The sequence below is a fragment of the Halorubrum persicum genome, assembly GCF_002727125.1.
Lineage (GTDB): Archaea > Halobacteriota > Halobacteria > Halobacteriales > Haloferacaceae > Halorubrum > Halorubrum persicum.
This window is the reverse complement of record NZ_NHOA01000011.1, coordinates 1-14,567: the sequence shown is the minus strand read 5'-3', so window position 1 is coordinate 14,567 and position 14,567 is coordinate 1. Positions and strand designations below refer to the sequence as shown.

11 protein-coding genes and 1 tRNA gene are annotated in these 14,567 nt (G+C 69.0%); 7 read left to right on the top strand and 5 right to left on the bottom strand.

Going from position 1 to position 14,567, the window contains the following annotated elements; translation table 11 throughout:
- Positions 1–92 precede the first annotated feature (92 nt).
- Positions 93–803, top strand: coding sequence for a YqjF family protein (locus DJ69_RS01765; RefSeq protein WP_099254032.1), 711 nt, complete (start codon positions 93–95; stop codon positions 801–803).
- Positions 804–864: 61 nt separating this feature from the next.
- On the opposite strand, the gene DJ69_RS01760 is transcribed toward DJ69_RS01765, so the two are convergent.
- Positions 865–2,172 carry a Glu/Leu/Phe/Val family dehydrogenase gene (locus DJ69_RS01760; protein WP_099254031.1) on the bottom strand — a complete coding sequence of 436 codons (1,308 nt, stop codon included), beginning with the start codon at positions 2,170–2,172 and terminating at the stop codon, positions 865–867.
- 337 nt (positions 2,173–2,509) lie between these two features.
- Between DJ69_RS01760 and DJ69_RS01755 the strand changes: the two genes are divergently transcribed.
- Positions 2,510–2,974: a PH domain-containing protein gene (locus DJ69_RS01755; RefSeq protein ID WP_099254030.1), complete on the top strand. Its 465-nt coding sequence runs from the start codon at positions 2,510–2,512 to the stop codon at positions 2,972–2,974.
- A complete protein-coding gene (locus DJ69_RS01750) occupies positions 2,971–4,962 on the top strand; it encodes a PH domain-containing protein (protein ID WP_099254029.1) in 1,992 nt (663 codons plus the stop codon). The genes DJ69_RS01755 and DJ69_RS01750 overlap by 4 nt, the downstream gene beginning before the upstream one ends.
- A 93-nt stretch (positions 4,963–5,055) precedes the next feature.
- Here DJ69_RS01750 and DJ69_RS01745 read toward each other — a convergent pair whose 3' ends face one another.
- Complete coding sequence (locus DJ69_RS01745) at positions 5,056–6,246, bottom strand: acyl-CoA dehydrogenase family protein (protein ID WP_099254028.1); 1,191 nt, start codon at positions 6,244–6,246, stop codon at positions 5,056–5,058.
- 188 nt (positions 6,247–6,434) lie between these two features.
- Here DJ69_RS01745 and DJ69_RS01740 point away from each other — a divergent pair, with 188 nt between their 5' ends.
- Positions 6,435–7,502 (top strand): phytoene/squalene synthase family protein, encoded by a 1,068-nt coding sequence (locus DJ69_RS01740; RefSeq protein WP_099254027.1) that lies wholly within the window; start codon positions 6,435–6,437, stop codon positions 7,500–7,502.
- Between the two features lie 35 nt (positions 7,503–7,537).
- On the opposite strand, the gene DJ69_RS01735 is transcribed toward DJ69_RS01740, so the two are convergent.
- The 3 genes from DJ69_RS01735 to guaB form a co-directional block, all read right to left on the bottom strand.
- On the bottom strand, positions 7,538–9,511 hold the full coding sequence (locus DJ69_RS01735; protein WP_099254026.1) for a DEAD/DEAH box helicase: 1,974 nt from the start codon (positions 9,509–9,511) through the stop codon (positions 7,538–7,540).
- Between the two features lie 50 nt (positions 9,512–9,561).
- The gene (locus DJ69_RS01730) at positions 9,562–10,164 is read right to left on the bottom strand and encodes a response regulator transcription factor (RefSeq protein WP_099254025.1); all 603 of its coding nucleotides are present in this window, start codon (positions 10,162–10,164) and stop codon (positions 9,562–9,564) included.
- A 149-nt stretch (positions 10,165–10,313) separates the two neighbouring features.
- Entirely contained in the window at positions 10,314–11,801 is a 1,488-nt protein-coding gene (gene guaB, locus DJ69_RS01725; protein WP_099254024.1) for an IMP dehydrogenase, read from the bottom strand.
- A 685-nt stretch (positions 11,802–12,486) separates the two neighbouring features.
- Here guaB and DJ69_RS01715 point away from each other — a divergent pair.
- The 3 genes from DJ69_RS01715 (at position 12,487) to DJ69_RS01705 (ending at position 14,141) form a co-directional block, all read left to right on the top strand.
- Entirely contained in the window at positions 12,487–13,527 is a 1,041-nt protein-coding gene (locus DJ69_RS01715; RefSeq protein ID WP_099254022.1) for a DUF5794 domain-containing protein, read from the top strand.
- A gap of 99 nt (positions 13,528–13,626) precedes the next feature.
- Positions 13,627–13,854, top strand: coding sequence for a DUF5795 family protein (locus tag DJ69_RS01710; protein ID WP_099254021.1), 228 nt, complete (start codon positions 13,627–13,629; stop codon positions 13,852–13,854).
- 112 nt (positions 13,855–13,966) lie between these two features.
- Positions 13,967–14,141 (top strand) — tRNA-Trp (locus DJ69_RS01705).
- Positions 14,142–14,567 lie beyond the last annotated feature (426 nt).

Genomic DNA, 14,567 nt, shown 5'->3' with positions numbered 1-14,567 from the left:
GGGACACGGGCGGCGCGAGATCCGAAGACGGGGACGACCCCGCGGGTTCGCCCCGGCGTGCAGATTAACCCGCCGGGGCCCGTACCGTTCGTATGCTCACGCGGCGCTGGCTGGAGATGACGTGGCGCGACGCGCTGTTCTGCCACTGGCCGGTCGATCCCGCCGTCGTCTCCGGGACGATCCCCGACCGACTGTCAGTCGCCACTCACGGGGGCGACGCGTACCTGAGCGTCGTCGCCTTCGTGATGGACGACATCCGCCCGCGCGGGGCGCCCGTCGGGCTCTCGTTCCCGGAGCTCAACCTCAGGACCTACGTCGAGGGTCCCGACGGTCGGGGCGTGTACTTCTACAACCTCGATGCGGAGGATCCGATCGGCGTCGCGCTCGCACGGCGGCTGTTCGCGCTCCCGTACTACCGCGCGGAGATGGACGTGAGGCGACCCGAGACCGCCGATCCCGCGGCGGATGAGGACGGTCCGGTCCGCTTCACCAGCCGTCGGACGCATCCCGGCGTCCCGCACGCGCGATTCGACGCGACTTACGAGCCGACGGGCGAGCCGTTCGCCGCCGAGTCGGGGTCGCTCGACGCGTTCCTCGTCGAGAACTACCAGTTCTACGCCGAGGGGAACCGGCTGTACCGCGGCGCGATCGCCCACGAGCCGTGGACGCTGCGGGCGGCGACCGCCGACATCCGTGCGAACACGCTCTTCCGGGCGAACGGGTTCGACCGGCCCGACGGCGACCCGATCGTTCGCTACGCGGAGCCGATCGCGGTGGGTGCGGACCGGATTCGGTTCGTCTGAGGCGGCTCGCCGCTCACCGGGCCGCCACCCGGTTTACGGGAACAGGTCGCAGTCTCCCGGTTTACGGGAACAGGCCGCGGTACTTGTGGGCGCTGGCGGTGCGTTCGAGCGCGAGCGTGTACGCGGCGGTCCGGAGGTCGGGCAGCTCCTTCTGGTCGTACTGGTTGATCGTCTGGTCGAACGCCTTGCCGATACGGCGCTCCAGTTCCGCGTTGACCGTCTCCAGCGGCCACGAGAACTCCTGCGCGTTCTGGACCCACTCGAGGTACGAGACGATGACGCCGCCGGCGTTGGCGAGGATGTCGGGGACGACCTGGATGTCACGCTCCGTGAGCACCTCGTCGGCGGCGACCGTCGTCGGGCCGTTCGCCGCCTCGACGATCGCCGACGCTCGCAGGTCGTCGACGTTCTCCGCGGTGATCACGCCCTCGACCGCGGCGGGGATCAACACGTCGACGTCGAGCGCCAACAGCTCCTCGTTCGTGATCTGGCTGGGGTCGTCCCACTGGTTCCCCCCGCTCGTGCGCCGGTCCTCGGGGAGCGCTCGGGGGTCGCCAGACACGTACTCCTCGATCAGGCCGCCGGCGTCGACGTGGGCGCCGAGCGCCGCCATGTCGAGCCCGTCGGGGTCGTAGGCGCCCCCGGTCACGTCGGACGTGGCGACGATCCGCGCACCGGACTCGTCGAGGAGCCGGGCCGCGTGGGAGCCGACGTTACCGAAGCCCTGTATCGCGACGGAGGCGTCCGAGAGGTCGCGGTCGAGGTACTCGAAGAGCCGCTCGGTGACGATGGAGACGCCGCGACCGGTCGCGGCGACCCGCCCCGGCGTCCCGCCGATCTCCAGCGGCTTCCCGGTGACGACCTGCGGGACCGAGTGCCCCTCGTACATCGAGTAGGTGTCCATCATCCACGCCATCGTCTGCGGGTTGGTGTTCATGTCCGGCGCGGGAACGTCGGTCTCCGGCCCGATCATCCGCCGGATCCCCTCGGTGTACCGCCGGGTGAGGCTCTCCAGGTCGTTCTGCGTGAGGTCCTTCGGCTCGCAGATGACGCCCCCCTTCGCGCCGCCGTACGGGAGGTCGACGAGCGCGGTTTTCCACGACATCCACCCCGCGAGCGCCTCGACCTCGCGCTGCGTGACCGACGGGTGGAACCGGACGCCGCCCTTGAACGGCCCGCGAGCGCTGTCGAACTGACAGCGGTAGCCTTCGAACACTTCGACCTCGCCGGAGTCGAGCTCCACCGGGAGAGTGACCTTCAGCGTGCGCTCGGGGTGCTTGAGCCGCTCGAAGATATCGCGGTCCACGTCGGCGTACTCCTCCGCGCGGTCCATCTGTGCGAGCATGTTCTCGAAGGGGTCGTCCGCCATGGTCGGCCCGACTCGCCCCCGGGTCATATCGGTTTCGGCAATTATGGCCACCGAATGTGAATGACAAACACGGGAGGGATGGCCGCCATCCACCCGACGGCGGGCGGGTGTCGTCGTCGCCGCTCCTCCCGGCGGCTCTCCCCGTTACTGTTCGGTTGGCTCCTCTCGGCGTGAGCGCGCGTCTCGAACCGGCCACCGGACCGGCCGACGCGACCGGCGGCGGGGGCGCCTGCCGGACGAGACGGCCAAGCGGGGGATCCGTGATTTCGCCCGGACTTATACGTCGGCGTCGACAACGACGGTCCATGACACTCGAACGTACGCCGGGGGCGCGTCGATGACGACGCAGACGCTTCATCCCCGCGTTCAGGTCGTGTGGGTCCTCCGTGCTGTCCTCATCGCCGCGGTGCTGACGGCGCCGCTCGCCGGCGCGGTCTACTTCGATCGGCTCCCCGAGTGGGTGCCGATCGCCGGCGGTGTGGTCTTCCTCGTCCTCGGCGTGGCGCACGCCCTCCTCCGCTACCGTCGCTGGAGCTACGAGATCCGCGAGGACGCGCTGTATCTCGACCGCGGCGTGATCACGCAGGTCCGGACGACCGTGCCGCTGGTCCGGATCCAGCACGTCGACTCCCGGCGCGCTCCCGTCGAGCGCGGCGTCGGACTGGCGTCCTGTGTGGTGTACACGGCCGGTTCACGCGGTGCGGACGTTCGGATCCCGGGGCTCACGCCCGACGGGGCGAGCGACCTCCGCGAGGAGCTGAAGCGACTGGCCATCCGCGCGGACGGGGAGGACGCGGTGTGAAGCTCGCGCCCCAGTCGGTCCCGTACCGCGCGCTCCAGAAGGTGTCCGGGATCGTCGTGGTCCTCTTTTTCGTCGTGAACAACAACCCCGACTGGGGGTTCACGGCCGCGGCCGTCGTCGCCGGCGCGGTCGTCCTCGCGGCGACCGCGTACGAGGTCGCGTACTACCGGCGGTTCGACTACGAGCTGACCGCCGACACCCTCGACATCTCCTCCGGCGTGATCTCGCGGCGCGAACGGGAGATCCCCTACCGCCGGATCCAGAACGTCGACGTGAGTCGGAGCGTGATCCAGCGCGCGATCGGCGTCGCTGCGGTGGATCTGGAGACCGCGGGAGGGTCGAGCACCGAGGGCTCGATCCGCTTTGTCACCCCCGACGAGGCGACCCGGCTCCAGCGCGAGGTCCAGCGGCGCAAGTCGACCGGGTCCGGCGCGGAGGCCCAGGGCGACGGAGCGGAGGGGGCCGGAGCCGGGACGGGCGCCGCTCAGGGCACTGTCGGCCCGGACGAAGCGGAGCTGTTCGCGATCTCGCCGGGCGAGCTCGCCCTGGTGGGCGCCCTGTCGTTCGACGGGCGGCTCATCGGGCTGCTGGCCTTCCTGAGCTCCGGATCGGTCCCGGTGCTGTCCAGCTTCATCCCGGACGCGTCGGCGGTCGCGCTCACCGCGACCGCGATCGTCGGCGTCGGCGGGCTGTTCCTCGTGTCGTGGGTGCTCGGCGCGGGGATCGCCTTCACGAACTACTACGGGTTCCGACTCTCCCGCGCCGGCGACGAGCTTCGATACGAGCGCGGGCTGTTCCGCCGCTACAGCGGGTCGATCCCCACGGAGAAGGTGCAGGCGCTGCGGATCGCCGACAACCCGGCGAAGCGCCTGCTCGGCTACGCGAGCCTCTCGATCGAGACCGCCGGCTACGCCCCCGGACAGGGCGGCGATCAGGGGAGTCAGGCGGCCGTCCCGATCGCGACGACCGACCGGGTGTACCGGCTGGCGCGCGAGGTGGAGTCGTTCGGCGAGCCGCGCTTTCGCCGCCCGCCGAAGCGGATCCGGTGGCGGTACGCGTTCCGGTACGCGATCGGCGTCGGCGTCCTCGTCGCCGTCGCGTTCGGCGTCGACTGGTACCTCGGCGCCGGCGCCCCGTGGTACGCCCCGGCCGCGCTTCTGCTGGCCGCCCCGGTCGCCGCGCATCTGAAGTGGAAGCACCGCGGCTACTGGCTCGGCGAGGACCACCTCCTCACCCGGAACGGGTTCTGGAGCCGCACGGTGACGGTCGTACCGTACTACCGGATCCAGAACGTCATCGACAGGCGAACCCTCTTCCAGCGTCGCTGGGACGTGGCGACGATCGTCGCCGACACCGCCGGCAGCAGCTCCATCGCCGGCAACGACGCCGCGGCCGTCGACTTCGCGACCGACGAGGCGGTCGACCTCCGCGAGACGCTCCGGGAGCGACTCCGCGTCGCCGTCGCGGAGCGCCGCGATCGGCGTGACCAGTTCGAGTGGTTCGACGCCGACGCGGAGGACGTTGGCGAAGCCGACGGGGGGGCCGACGAAGCCGACGGGGAGGCCGGCGATTCGACGCCAGGTTCGGGCGAGGCCACTCCCGAGGGAGACGAGACGGCGTCCGAGACGGACGGAGCGACACCCACACCCGACGCCTCGATTCCGGACGCCGACGACGCTCCCGCCGCGGGGAGCGACGAGGACCGATCGGACGTGCCGGACGACGGCGTGATCCGACCGGACTTCTCGGGCAGCGGTCGCGACTACTCCCGGCCGGCGGAGCGCATCGACACCGGCGAGTACGCGGTGGACCGGAACCCTTCGGACATCGACCGACCGACCGAGGACCGGGAGGCGGGGAGCGGCGGCGACGAGAAGGAACAAAGAGACAGCGCCGACGGAGACGCGGTCGGCGACGGCAACGAGACGACCGACGACGGCGGTCAAGCGGCTGACGACGGCAACGAGACGACCGACGACGAGAAGTAGCGCGTCTCACTTCCGCTCGTGCCGTCCGCACCGCTCGGGCCGCCTGCCCCGCTCACGTCGTCCGCGCCGCGTCACGGATGGCGGGACCGGTCCTCACTCGTCGAGCAGCTGTTGGGCGATCGTGTTCCGCAGGACCTCGCTCGTCCCCTCGTAGATCTCGTTCAGCTTCGCGTCCCGGTAGAACCGCTCCGCGGGGAAGTCCTTCGTGTAGCCGTAGCCGCCGTGGATCTGGATGCCCTCGTTGGCGACCTCGCGAGAAATCTCTGAGGCGTACAGCTTCGCCTGCGCGGCCTCCTTGATGTAGTCCTCGTCCCGCATCTTCAGGTCTGCCGCCTCGTGCATCAGGAGTTCGGCGGCCCGAATCTTCGTGTCCATGTCGGCGAGCTTGTGCTGGATCGCCTGGAAGTCGGCGATGGGGCCGTTGAACTGCTCGCGCTCCTGCGCGTAGTCGGCCGCCTCGTCGAGCGCGGCGCGCGCGATCCCGACCGAGCGCGCCGCGATCGTGATCCGGCCGCCGTTCAGGGTTTTCAGCGCCTGGACGAACCCGTCACCCTCTTCGCCGAGCCGGCGCTCCGCCGGGACCCACATGTCGTCGAACCGGAGCTCTGCGGTCGGGCACCCCTTGTCGCCGAGCTTGTCCTCCGTGCCCTCCACGATGAACCCGTCGTCCTCCTCGGGCCGGACGACGAACGAAGAGATGCCTTTCCGCCCCGCATCGGGGTCGGTCTTCGCGAACAGCGTGACCGTGTCGGCGACCGAGCCGTTCGATATCCACAGTTTGCCGCCGTTGACGCGGTAGCCGTCGCCGTCGCGCTCCGCGGCGACGCCGCTCCGGTCCGAGGCGTCCCCCGCCTCGCGCTCCGCGGTGGTCGACATCGCCGGCACGTCCGAGCCCGCCTCGGCCTCCGAGAGCGCGAAGGCGCCGATGTCCTCGCCGGTGTTGAGCGCGGTGAGGTACGTCTCCTTCTGTCGCTCGTCGCCGAACTCGTACAGCATGTTGCCCGCGAGCGACGTGTGCGCGGCGACGACGGTCCCGAGCCCCCCGGAGCCGCGAGCGATCTCCGAGAGCCCGATCGCGTAGCTGTGGTAGTCGAGCCCGGCGCCCTCGTACTCGACCGGGAACGGCATCCCCATCAGCCCGAGGTCGGCCATCTCGTCGATCAGGTCGGCCGGGAACTCGTCGGTCTCGTCGATCTCGGCGGCGCGCGGGACGACCTCCTCGTCGACGAACGACGCGACCGTATCCCGGATCTGACGTTGCTCTCCGGAGAGCGTGAAGTCCATGACCGAGGGTGTCGTCACGGTAACTTATCGGTTTCTACACGGTTGTGCACGGGTCCGGTGTTGGGCGGGACGCCACCGCGGCGGACGCGGGCGAAAGGCGGGCACCGCGGAGCCGCGATCGGCTCGCCGAGCGTCTCCGACGTTCCACGAGGCTTTTTATGCGTTGTGCCGTAAGTGTCCGTAACCGAATGAGCGGACGAGAACACGGTCCCGGCGAGCCCGACCTTCCGTGGTGCCACGAGGCGGTTCAGGGCGTTTCACGGACCTTCGCGCTAACGGTCGACGTGTTGGAGGAGCCGATGGCCTCGCACATCTGCGTGGGGTATCTCCTCTGTCGAGTCGCCGATACCGTCGAGGACGCCGGACACATCCCGCCGGAAGCCCAGAGCGACGTGCTACGTACGTACCGACGAGCGATCGACCCCGACGAGGACACCGACATCGCGGCGTTCCGCGAGGCGGTCGACGAGTGGCTTCCGGCGCCCGCCGAGCGCAACGACGACTGGGAGGTCGTCGCCGAGGCGCCGACGATCGTGGCGACGTTCGCCGAGTTCGACTCCGAGGCCCGCGAGGCGATCGTCCCGCCCGTGCTAGAGATGGTCGACGGGATGGCGATGTTCGTCGACCGCCACGCGACCGAGGGCGGGCTCCGCATCGACGACCGCGACGAGCTGGAACAGTACTGCTACTACGCCGCCGGCACGGTCGGGAACCTCATCACGAACCTGCTCACCCGCGGCGACGTCACGGAAGACCGCGCGCGACAGCTGCGGGACACCGCCGAGGAGTTCGGGCTCCTCCTCCAGCTCGTGAACGTCTCGAAGGACGTCTACGACGACTACACCGAAGAGAACAACGTCTACCTCCCGGCGGAGTGGCTCGCCGACGAGGGGGTCGACCAAGAGCGCGTCGTCCACCCCGACAACCGCGAGTCGTCCGCCCGCGTCGTCGACCGGACCGCCGAGTACGCTCGCTCGTTCCTCGACGACGCGCAGGCGTACCTAGAGACGATGCCGCTCTCGAACGGGAACACGATGGAGGCGTGGACCGTCCCGTATCTGCTCGCGGTCGGCACCCTCCGCGAGCTCAGCTCCCGCCCGGAAGACGCGCTCACCGAGACCGGCGTGAAGATCTCCCGTCAGGAGGTGTTCGCGGTGATGTCCGTCGCCGGCGACGCCGGTCGTGACTCCCTCGCGGACCTCCGGCAGACGATCGCGCGAACCCCCTTCCACCGAGCCGTCGAGCCCGCCGACTGACCGCGCTTCTCGTTCCGCCGCGTTCCGCTCCGCGCTCACAGCCGCGAGCGCGCCCTCGCGACCGCCGGTACGCGCACGCCGATCGTCTCGGCGAGCGCCTCGGCCGCGCTCAACAGCCACTCGGCGCGCTCGACGCGGGAGTCGAGGTCGCCCGGCCCGATCCGGTACGACGCCACCAGCTCCTCGACGGTCGCCCCGCCGATCCACTCGTCGAGGATCCGCGCCGTCTTCACCGACTCCAACCACTCCTCGAAATCGTCCGGTTCGTCCATCGCCGTCGTCAGCGCTCCAGCGTTCGCCCGCGCGAACCGGTAGATCTCGGCGCGCTCCGCGTTGCCGAGGTACGTGTCCTGCATATCCGGCGTGTCGCAGACCACCTCGAAGACGGTGAGCGTCGTCGGGTTCCGCATCCCCGCCGCGGTGCGCAGCCCCGAGACGATCCGCTCCGCGGTCTCCGGTCTGACGTACTGCTTCGAGGCCGTCGATCCGACCGGGGTAGCCGCCAGCCGGTACGTCTCGACGCCCCCGGTCTCCCGCCGAACCAGCCCGGCCGCCACGAGGTCGTCGACCGCGACGGCGACGGCGTCGGCCAGTCCGCCGGCGCCCGCCTCCCGGGCGTAAAACGTCCCCTCGAACACGTCGAGGATCTCGGCCTCGCTCTCCGCGAAGCCGGTCGCGATCGCCGAGAGGACGTGCGTCCGCAGCGACGCCGGATCGGTGAGCTTCGATTCGACCGCCTCCGGCTCCCCCTCGACGTACCGCGCGACGAGTTCGGCGCGGGTGTCCTCGTCGCCGACGAGAACGGCCTCGCCGTACGGATCTAACCCCGGTCGCCCGGCGCGGCCGCACATCTGGTGCACCTCGAGCGTGGGGAGCCACTCCATCGCCGAGCCCGCGTACCGCTTCTGGTCGCGCACCACCACCCGCCGTGCGGGGACGTTGACGCCGGCGGCCAGCGTCGGCGTCGCGCAGATACAGGCGATCTCCCGGGCGCGGAACGCCTCCTCGACGACCGCCCGGTGACCGGCCCGCAGCCCGGCGTGGTGAAACGCCACGCCGACCCGCAGGCAGTCGGCAAGCCGCTGGCCGGTCGCGGTGCCGTCCACGTCCGCGACCTCGTCGGCGGCGGCTGTCGCGGCCGACTCGGTTCCCAGCCGCTCGGCAAGTCGGTCGTCCGCGAGCCGCTCGGCCAGCGCGACCGCCTCGGTCCGCGATCGGACGAACGCGAGACACTGGCCGCCCTGATCGACGGCGTCGGCGACGAGGGCGGCCGTGACTTCGGTGTCGCCGGGCGGACCGTCGTCAGCGCCTCCGGCCTCCGCTTCGCCGACGGCGGCGTTCGGGACAGCCACCGCGGTCGTCGTCCCGTCGTCGAACGTCACGTTCCCGCCGACCGCGACGCCGGTGCGGAGGTCGACGGGGCGCCACTCGGACTCCACCAGGGCCGCGTCCAGCCACTCCGCGATCGCCTCCGGGTTGTCGACGGTCGCCGACAGCGCGACGACCTGTAGCTCGGGGTTCCGCCGACGAAGGGTCGCGAGAGTGACTTCGAGGGTCGGGCCGCGGCGCTCCGCCCCCAAGAGGTGGACTTCGTCGACGGCGACGCAAGCGAGGTCGTCGACCCACGACGCGCCGTTCCGGATCGCGGAGTCGACCTTCTCGCTCGTGGCGACGACCACGTCGGTCCCCGCGAGCGCCTCGCCCGTCGCGTCGAAGTCTCCCGTCGCGATCGCCGCGTCGACCCCCGGCAGCGCCGCGAACGCCTCGTACTTCTCGCGGGCGAGCGCGCGGAGCGGACAGACGTACAGTCCCGGCCCGTCCGCGGTCACCAGCGCCAGCTCGGCGATGAGCGTCTTTCCCGACGCGGTCGGCACCGCGGCGACCACGTTCTCGCCCGCACAGACGCCGGCGTCGACCGCGGCCGCCTGCGGCGGGTACAGCTCCCGGATCCCCCGGTCCGCGAAGTGGGCGACGAACTGCTCCGGGAGCGGGAGATCGCGAACGCGCATTCGACAGTAGCTTCGCCCGGACTGTACTTAAAAAGTCGCGCGGGACGGCGTCAGTCTTCGGCGCCGGCGTCGTCGGTGTCGAACTCCTGAAACAGCTTCTCGAAGTCGTCGTCGGTCTCGGTGACGGCCTCCAGCGACTCGTCGGCCCGCGACCGGAGCTCCTCGATCCGGTCGGTGAGCCGCTGGTACTCCTCGTTGTCCGTGAGTTCGGTGGCGCTCTTTTCCGTCTCCAGCATCGCCTTCTTGGAGGTCAGCGAGAACAGCTCCTGCATCTCGGTGTCGTACTCTCCGCGGCGCAACAGCCCCTCGACCGTTTCGTGGAGGGTGTCGCTCGTGACCGGCTTCACGAGATAGTCGTCGAACCCCATGTTCAGGATGTCGAAGTCGGGTTCGACCGCGGTCACCATCGCGACGCGGCAGTCGATGCCGCGCTCGCGGACCGCAGTGAGGACTTCATCACCCGAGAGCCCCGGCATCCGCCGGTCCAACAGTATCGCGTCGACCTCGTCGTCGGCCTCGTCGATCTCGTCTAACGCCTCCTGACCGCCGTACGCGGTCCGGACTCGATACTCGTCGCCGAGCCACGCGGCGTACAGGTCGGCCAAATCTGGTTCGTCCTCCACCACGAGGACCAGCGGCGGTTGCTCACTCATGGATGACCGGAGCGACGACGTGTTCGCTCACACATTTCGTCTCTTCGCGGACTATATTAAAATACCTCTTCGGGTCCGCCTCACCGGTTCCGAGAGGCGTGGAGATGCGATCGGGGGCCGACCCGGACCCGAGCGCCGTTACCGCCGCGTCACTCGTTCGGGCTGTAGTTGGGCGCCTCGTCCGTGATCATCACGTCGTGCGGGTGGCCTTCGGTCTGGCCGGCGCTGGAGACGCGAATGAATTCGGCGCGCTCGTGGAGCTCCGGAACCGTCTCCGCGCCGACGTACCCCATGCCGGAGCAGATTCCGCCCGTGAGCTGGTGGAGCTCGGAGGCGAGGCTCCCCTTGTACGGGGTCGCGGCCTCGACGCCCTCCGGGACGAACTCCTCGTCTTCGTCCTCCTCCTTGAGGTAGCGGTCGCCGCCGCCGGATTTCATCGCCCCGACGGACCCCATTCCGCGGTACTGCTTGTACTTCTTCCCCTGCATCGTGATGACGCGCCCCGGCGCCTCGTCGGTCCCGGCGAAGTACGAGCCGAGCATGACCGCGTTCGCGCCCGCGGCGAGCGCCTTGATGGCGTCGCCGGAGTAGCGGATCCCGCCGTCGGCGATCACCGGCACGCCGTGTTCGGCGGCCACGTCGGCCACCTGCGAGACGGCGGTCATCTGTGGCATCCCCGCGCCGCTCACCACGCGGGTGGTGCAGATCGAGCCCGGACCGATGCCGACCTTCAGCCCGTCCGCGAAGTCGACGGCGGCCTCGGCGGCCTCGCGCGTCCCGACGTTGCCGACGACCACGTCGGCGTCGACGGTGCCTTTGATCGCCCGCGCCGAGTCGAGCACGTTGAGGTTGTGGGCGTGCGCGCAGTCGATGAAGATCACGTCGACGCCGGCCTCGTCGGCGGCGACGGCGCGCTCCTCCTCGAAGGGGCCGACGGCGACGCCAGCGAGCAGGCGACCGTCCTCGTCGCGAGCGGCCTCCTCGTGCTCTCGGCGCTGGAGGATCCCCTGCATCGTGACGAGCCCGACGAGCCGGTCGTCCTCGTCCACGATCGGGACGCGCTCGATCTTGTGGTCGTACATCAGCTCCAGCGCCTCCCGGGCGTCGACCTCCTCGGGTGCCGTGATGACCTCGTCCGTCATCGCCTCGCGGACGGCGTCGTCCTCCCCGACCTCGAGGTAGGGTCGGATGTCGGTGCCCGAGATGATCCCCAGAACCGTGTCGTCCTCGTCGACGACCGGGGCGCCGGAGACCCCCTGTTGCTCCATCACGGCGTCGGCCTCGCGGACCGCGTCGTCCGGCGAGACGGTGACGACGTTCTCCCGGCGGATAACGAGCTCGTGCGCGCGCTTGACGCGCTCGACCTCAGCGGCCGTCTCCTCGACGGTCATGTTGCGGTGGAGGACGCCGAGCCCGCCCTCGCGAGCCATCGCGATCGCGAGATCGCTTTCGGTGACGGTGTCCATCGCCGCCGAGAGGACCGGGACGGTGAGTTCGACGTTCTTCGAGACGCGCGCCGAGAGGTCGGCGTCGTCGGGTTCGACACGGCTCTCTTTGGGTTTCAACAGTACGTCGTCGAACGTCAACGCTTCCGGGACGTCGAGTTTCGCCGAGAATCGGCCGGTGTCTGTCGCCATATAAACCGTCGTCAGTCCCCGATAAAAAGCGTTGCGAGTCAGCACAGACGTGTACGTCGTTGTCATCCGAATTCACGTAATAGTCACGATTGTGGATCAAAGTGGGTTAGAGCGCAACGTGTTCCGGATCGTCAGCGCTCGACGTCGTCGTCGCTCCGCCGCTCTTCCGTTGCCGTCGACGAGCGGTTATCTGCCCGGTCAAAACGCGGCTGCGACGGCCGGCGACCGATTGATCGTCCGTCCGAAACGAACGGCGTCTGAGCCGGAACGTTACCCGTTTGTGGGTCATCCGTACGGTGTCGTGACGTATCGAACAGGGATCGGTGGCCATGGGGGATTATCGCCGACGGATCACCGACTGTATCTCGGTTCAGTCGTCGTATCCATGACGAACATATAAGTGGTGTACACCAACCTCTCGTTCCGTGCGGGCACGTCTCACACAACCTTTAACGCAACCGAAATAGATATATGAAGTATGGACTCCGACAGTCCCGTGAACGCGCGCATCGCCGGCCAGCCGATCTGCAACCTCGGCGCCCGCTTTACAGCCGGCAATTCGCGCAAACGCTTTACATGGGCTCGTCGGGCCGCTCGCGGATTCGACTCCGTACGCCGGGCCCCCGGCTATCGTGGGTCGTCCGCTTCCTACCGTGTACCCGTCGGTCAGGGTCATCGTCCCTGAATGAGCGTCTCACGTCATCCGATCGCCCTCCGGCTGGAACAGCAGGTCGGGAGCGCGACGAAGCTGCTCGCGACCGTGATGGTGCTGCCGCTCGTCGACGGGATCTTCCCCGCCTTAGTTGTGGCTGGCGTCCTGACGACCGCGACCGGCGTGGTCGAGACGGGGATCCTCATCTTCGGCGGCTCCGCGACCGCCGCGGTGATCCTCGCGGAGATGGACGGCAGCCGCCGACAGATGGCCGGCTCCGTGCTCCTGATCGGCGCGATCATCATCCCGCTCGCCGCGGTCGAGGCCGCCTTCGCTCCCACGTTCAGGGAGTTCCTGAACCTCCCCGTCTTCGAGCGCTTCGCTGGGCTGGTGATCCTCACGATCGCCGCCAAGACCGCGAGCTCGGAGATCGGCGAGCACCTGCCGAGCCCCGGCGTCATCATCGCGCTCGGGCTCGTCGCCAGCTTCGAGCCGTCCGGGTTTGAACTTCAGACCTCTCCCGAGTACGTCCTGAACGGCGCCGCCGCGGCGAGCGTCGGCGTCGCGTTCGCGCTGGCGATCGCGCTGCTGTCGCCGCATCTCCGAGGGCGCGTCGACATCGACCGGTTCCGGTTCGGCTCGGCCGTCGCGCTGGGCGTACTCGCGCTGCCGATCCTGCTCGGCCCGTTCAACCTCATGCAGACTGAGGCGCCCATCGCGCTGGCGGTGCTCGCCGTAACGACCCTGTTCGCCTACGATCCGAACGCCGGGCCGGCGGACGGTCTCGCGGACGAGGGCCCTGGCGACGATACCGACAGCGACGACCCCGACGCCGGTGCTGACGGCGACGCCGACAGCGCGGGCGAAGCCGACGACGCAGACACTGCGGCCGACGCGGACGACGAGGAGGACGCGGACCCGACCGAGCCCCCGCTCGACGCGCCGACCGCGCCCGGCCCCATCGTCGACGACGACGTGGCGGTGATCGCCGGTAGCGAGCCGTCGGCGGCGAGCGACGACGCGGACGGTGCGGACCCCTTCGCGGACGACGACTCTCGGGCGCCCTGGCTGTAGACGCAGGGGTGTCCGGGAACCGGTGAGATGCGGACGACGAAGCTCGTTCTCTCCCCCGCGTGTCGCCGGGGTTTAGGTGCTCGGCGGTGTACGGCGGGTATGTCCAATCGCGTCGTGCAGGGGCGGATGGTGACGCCCGAGAAGCTCGCGGAGCTGGTCGAGGGCGCATCGGTGCTCGAAGCCGAATCGATCGCGGACGCCGATCGCGACTGTCCGGAGTGCGGCGGCGACGTCATCTCCGTCGGCTACATGCCGAGCGTCACCGAGTTCGTGACCGGCTACAAGTGCCAGGAGTGCGACTGGAGCGCCGACGACCGGGAGGAGTGAGCCACGGCGTCGCCGCCGCCTCGCGGCGCCGATTCACCGTCCCGTCGTCCGATCGCTCGCGATCGAAACCCCTTTATCCGCGTTTCAGCAAGCATCTGTTGCGAGATCACGCGGGGCTGTGGCCAAGCCAGGCATGGCGACTGACTCCAGAGGCTTGCGCCCGGGACGACACTCCAGACTGATATACCGAGCGGCCGACTGATCATCGGTCGTGTTGACGACCCTCTGGAGTTCCGAGGCGCACCGGAGATATCAGTCGATCGGGGGTTCAAATCCCTCCGGCCCCACTTCCAATTCTACAGATAGCTAATGCGCCGAAGGCGAGGGTGTGTTTATAAGACAGTGGAACAGGCTCTGGAGGGTTTTGTTAACCCCATGTGTTGGGGGTCGGCCGGGTACTGCGATTTTGATAATGAAGGTCAGTAAATGTGGTCCGACCCCATCAATAAGATAAATATGTATTACCAGTAACTATTATGTGTGCCCACACAACTCCTCGCAAAATTGCTTGAGATCACGTATAAAGAGGTTCAAACCGATTTATCAGAACGCTCTTCTGTAGGAGATTGTTGATACTGCTGAGCTGTGGCTGTCGAGTCGAAGAGGACAAGGACACCGCGTTAGCGGTGTCCGACACGAATGATTCCACTCGATGTGTTTGGGTCGGAATCGGTCGCAGCGGACCTGTTACAGCAGGTTCGCTGGCGTGACGG

Coding starts and splice junctions, on each gene's coding strand:
- DJ69_RS01755 (WP_099254030.1), top strand. CDS start 2,510: ATGACGACGCAGACGCTTCATCCCCGCGTTCAGGTCGTGTGGGTCCTC.
- DJ69_RS01740 (WP_099254027.1), top strand. CDS start 6,435: ATGAGCGGACGAGAACACGGTCCCGGCGAGCCCGACCTTCCGTGGTGC.
- DJ69_RS01760 (WP_099254031.1), bottom strand. CDS start 2,172: ATGGCGGACGACCCCTTCGAGAACATGCTCGCACAGATGGACCGCGCG.
- DJ69_RS01715 (WP_099254022.1), top strand. CDS start 12,487: ATGAGCGTCTCACGTCATCCGATCGCCCTCCGGCTGGAACAGCAGGTC.
- DJ69_RS01745 (WP_099254028.1), bottom strand. CDS start 6,246: ATGGACTTCACGCTCTCCGGAGAGCAACGTCAGATCCGGGATACGGTC.
- guaB (WP_099254024.1), bottom strand. CDS start 11,801: ATGGCGACAGACACCGGCCGATTCTCGGCGAAACTCGACGTCCCGGAA.
- DJ69_RS01730 (WP_099254025.1), bottom strand. CDS start 10,164: ATGAGTGAGCAACCGCCGCTGGTCCTCGTGGTGGAGGACGAACCAGAT.
- DJ69_RS01765 (WP_099254032.1), top strand. CDS start 93: ATGCTCACGCGGCGCTGGCTGGAGATGACGTGGCGCGACGCGCTGTTC.
- DJ69_RS01735 (WP_099254026.1), bottom strand. CDS start 9,511: ATGCGCGTTCGCGATCTCCCGCTCCCGGAGCAGTTCGTCGCCCACTTC.
- DJ69_RS01710 (WP_099254021.1), top strand. CDS start 13,627: ATGTCCAATCGCGTCGTGCAGGGGCGGATGGTGACGCCCGAGAAGCTC.